The organism is Methanosphaera sp. (assembly GCF_016282985.1).
Taxonomy (GTDB): Archaea; Methanobacteriota; Methanobacteria; order Methanobacteriales; family Methanobacteriaceae; genus Methanosphaera.
In genome coordinates this window covers 1-3,661 of the sequence record NZ_JAEELZ010000032.1, presented here as the reverse complement: position 1 = coordinate 3,661, position 3,661 = coordinate 1, and the positions used below count along the sequence as shown (strand labels likewise).

At 26.1% G+C, this 3,661-nt stretch carries 4 protein-coding genes; all 4 read left to right on the top strand.

Annotated elements, in window-relative coordinates; all coding sequences use genetic code 11:
* Positions 1–279: 279 nt before the first annotated feature.
* A complete protein-coding gene (locus QZZ11_RS01630) occupies positions 280–738 on the top strand; it encodes a MarR family transcriptional regulator (RefSeq protein ID WP_292472941.1) in 459 nt (152 codons plus the stop codon).
* Positions 739–2,121 (top strand): MATE family efflux transporter, encoded by a 1,383-nt coding sequence (locus tag QZZ11_RS01625; protein WP_292472939.1) that lies wholly within the window; start codon positions 739–741, stop codon positions 2,119–2,121. It begins immediately after the preceding gene.
* 189 nt (positions 2,122–2,310) lie between these two features.
* The gene (locus QZZ11_RS01620; protein ID WP_292472937.1) at positions 2,311–2,691 is read left to right on the top strand and encodes a hypothetical protein; all 381 of its coding nucleotides are present in this window, start codon (positions 2,311–2,313) and stop codon (positions 2,689–2,691) included.
* A 431-nt stretch (positions 2,692–3,122) separates the two neighbouring features.
* The coding region (locus tag QZZ11_RS01615; protein WP_292472935.1) for a hypothetical protein at positions 3,123–3,661 on the top strand (539 nt) is incomplete at its 3' end.

Below are 3,661 nucleotides of genomic sequence, written 5' to 3'. Positions count from 1 at the left end.
TGGATATTTTCTATAAGGGTATATGGTTAAATATTTTTATTAAATACCTATACCCCCATGGGTATACTATATAATATAATATTTTAAGTATATAAATGTTGGCCTTTAAACCGTAAAAAATAAATTAATATATATAAAGTAAAGTAGATTTTTTAACCAAAATAAAATAATTATGTTAGTAACTCAATAATTATCTTTTTCAATCTTTGACTTTATCAAAAATTATATATAGTCAAAGAAATAGACTATTATTATACAACAATATTAAAGGCATATAAAATGAAATGTCCAATTGATAAAGAAAATATTTCATTATCATTCTTATTTACACTATTTCTCAAATCACAGAATTCTTATTATAAACACTATTTGAAAAATGAAGAAATAAATCTTCAACAGATTCCAATATTGTTAAAATTATTAAATCATAACTATATCTACCAAAAAGATATTGCCATAGATTTAAAAATAGATAATGGATTACTAACCAGAAATATTAGAAAATTGGAAGATTTAGGATATGTTAACAGAGAAGAAGATAATGAAAATAGAAGACAAAATAAGATAAGTTTAACTGATAAAGGAAGAGATTTTACAATTAAACTTAGAAAAGTAGGAATAAAGCGTGAAGAAGAAATTATGAAAAATGTTTCTATTACACGTGAAGAATTGATAGATTTGTTTTTGGAAATTTTAAACAATTCTAAAGAATACAATGAAGAGGTCATGGGGGATTAAATGGAAAAAACAAAAGGAAAAAACAGTAATATTGAATTATTAACTGGTGATCATAAAACAGCAATCAAAAAGTTAGCTTGGCCCATGATGGTAAGTATGTTTCTTATCATGGCATACAATTTAGCAGACAGTATATGGGTTGCAGGGTTAGGTTCAGATGCATTGGCAGCCATAGGTTTTATCACACCACTATTTATGATATTGGTTGGTCTGGGAAATGGTATAGGTGCCGGAGCAAATAGTATGATTGCTCGATTTATAGGTGCAAAAAATGTACCCGAAGCAAATAATACTGCATTACATAGTTTAATGTTAACCATTTTGATTAGTGTACTTGGTTCAGTTGCCATGTATTTTTTATTACCATCATTACTTGAAATAATGGGGGCAGGATCTTCAAAAAGTTTAGCTTTAGGTTATGGAGGAATTGTTTTTGCTTTTATGATAATTTTTATATATAGTAATGTAGGAACTGCAATTCTTCGTTCTGAGGGTGATGTTAAACGAGCTATGTATGTAATGGCAATTACGGCAATATTTAATATAGTTCTGGATCCGATATTCATTTACATTTTAAACTTAGGTATTGAAGGAGCAGCTTGGGCAACAGTATTTTCAGGATTTTTAAGTTGTTTAGTTCTAATTTATTGGATGCACATCAAAAAAGATACATTCATAAACTTGGAATTCAAAAACTTCCATTATGAAAATTCTATTACCTGGGGAATATTAAATGTAGCAATACCTTCAACTGCAGAAAACTTAATTTTCAGCGCTTTAGGAATAATTGAAAACTATTTGTTGGTTTTAGTTGCAGGAACAGTTGCAGTAGCAACATATACTGCAGGAATGAGATTAATACAGTTATCCATGATTCCATTAATAGGATTTGGTACAGCTTTACTTACAGTCGCTGGTGCATCATATGGGGCAAGAAACTATCAAAAATTACAAGATGCATTTTTCTATACATTAAAATTAGGATTAATAGTAAGTACAGTAATGGCAGTGATATTCTTTATATTTGCACCACAAATTAGTATGGTATTTGCATACTCTTCAAGTGCAAGTTTAGCACCACGTATTGCAGTTTTAATACAAATAATGATAATTTTCATTTATGCCGTCTGTTTAGGAATGGTATCTGCAATGTTGTTCCAGGGAGTTGGAAAAGGATTTACTTCATTAATATTAACATTCATTCGAGCATTACTACTTGAAGTAGTATTTTCATATCTGTTTGGAGTAGTAATGGGTATGGGAGAACAAGGAATTTATTATGGTGTAGTATTGGGAGGATTTTTAGGTGGTATAATTAGTTTCGTATGGGCAAATATTTACCTACAAAGACTTAAAAGAAACTTTCAACCTATAAGTGAATAATTATAATTCATTCTTTTTTTTTAATTTTTTTATATAATATATTTTTTATAATCGCTTTGTTCATATGATAATTAAAATATGAAAAAAATAAGAGTACATCTATATGTGGTTGTTTATTTTTTATAGTTTTTCATATGACATCAAATAATTAAAATATTAAAAACATATAATTATATATGGCGTGATAAAATGATGAAATGGGATACAGAAAAATTAGAAGAGATGACAAAAACACAAAACGAATTTACAAAAACCAAACTCAATTATACAAAAATTGCAGAAAAATATTTTGAAATGATTGAGATTACTAGGAAAAATGGGGATGTTCTTCCCTTAGCATTTAAAGATGTAGAAGTAGCCTACAATGGTAAAATAAAAGATGATTTAAAAGAAATTGAAGTATCTGATGAAATCATATCATTAATTGAAGAAAAAGAACAGGAAAGACAAGTTATGCATATAAAACATTTTTCAAGAAGTATCTCACACCAAACATGGTTTGATTTTTTAGATCAGGAAGTTAAAGAATTTATAAATAAATATCCAGAATATGGAGATTTAATTCTTTAAATTTATTCAATAAAACATTCAATTTAATATCATTTTGTAATGAACTTCATTAAAATAAACTTTTATCTAAAATAACTATTTTTATTAAATTTTTCATTTTTTTTTCAAGGTTCCTTAATAATTATAGGGATTGTTTAATTTTCAGGATTCTTTTTTAAAAAAAAATATTGAAAATAAGGTATTTTAATATATAATGATTTATTATTTTATATTTTCTTTAATAAATATAAATTTTCATTGATTTTTAGTAATATTTTTATAAGTTAAATTAGAAATATATTTTCACATTAATAAAGTTATTATTTTATTAATGGATACTTTTGTATAATATAATTAAACAAGAAAAAAATACTATATAAAGGTTTTTTTAAAATGTTTATTTAGGTGTACCACTAAGTAAACAATGCTTAATGTAAAAAAGGAGATATTTTATGTCGTTAAACAATAAGCATTGTCTACTATTTCTTGTTATATTTGCAATACTACTCTTTGGAGTAACTATGGCGTCGGCAACGGAAGTTAAAGATGTCAATAATATGCAAGAAATAATGGACGATATAAAATTATCCACACCCGACAATTATGATGTGGATAAGGTGGTACAATCTAGTACTAGTCAATCTAGTACAGATGCAGAGGTAAAAAATTATAATACAAGTGATAAAACAAATTATTCAGAAATTTCAGAAATTACAAATAGACAAACAGAAAATGCTATTAAAACAAACGAATTCAATATTACATCAAAAAATACTAACTTAAACAAAAACATTCAACAAAAAGTAAAATCTGAAGGTGAAGGATCATTCACTGAGTTACAGAGATTAATAAATGAAAATTCAGTAATTGATTTGGGTCAAAATTATCAATTTATTTCAGGAACAGATGATGATGAACTTGTTGACGGAATAGTTATCAATAAAGATTTAACCATATATGGTAACGGATTTACTATTGATGCTAAAAACTC

Excerpts from the sequence above, each read along its gene's own strand:
- QZZ11_RS01630 (WP_292472941.1), top strand. The coding sequence starts at position 280 with ATGAAATGTCCAATTGATAAAGAAAATATTTCATTATCATTCTTATTT.
- QZZ11_RS01625 (WP_292472939.1), top strand. The coding sequence starts at position 739 with ATGGAAAAAACAAAAGGAAAAAACAGTAATATTGAATTATTAACTGGT.
- QZZ11_RS01620 (WP_292472937.1), top strand. The coding sequence starts at position 2,311 with ATGATGAAATGGGATACAGAAAAATTAGAAGAGATGACAAAAACACAA.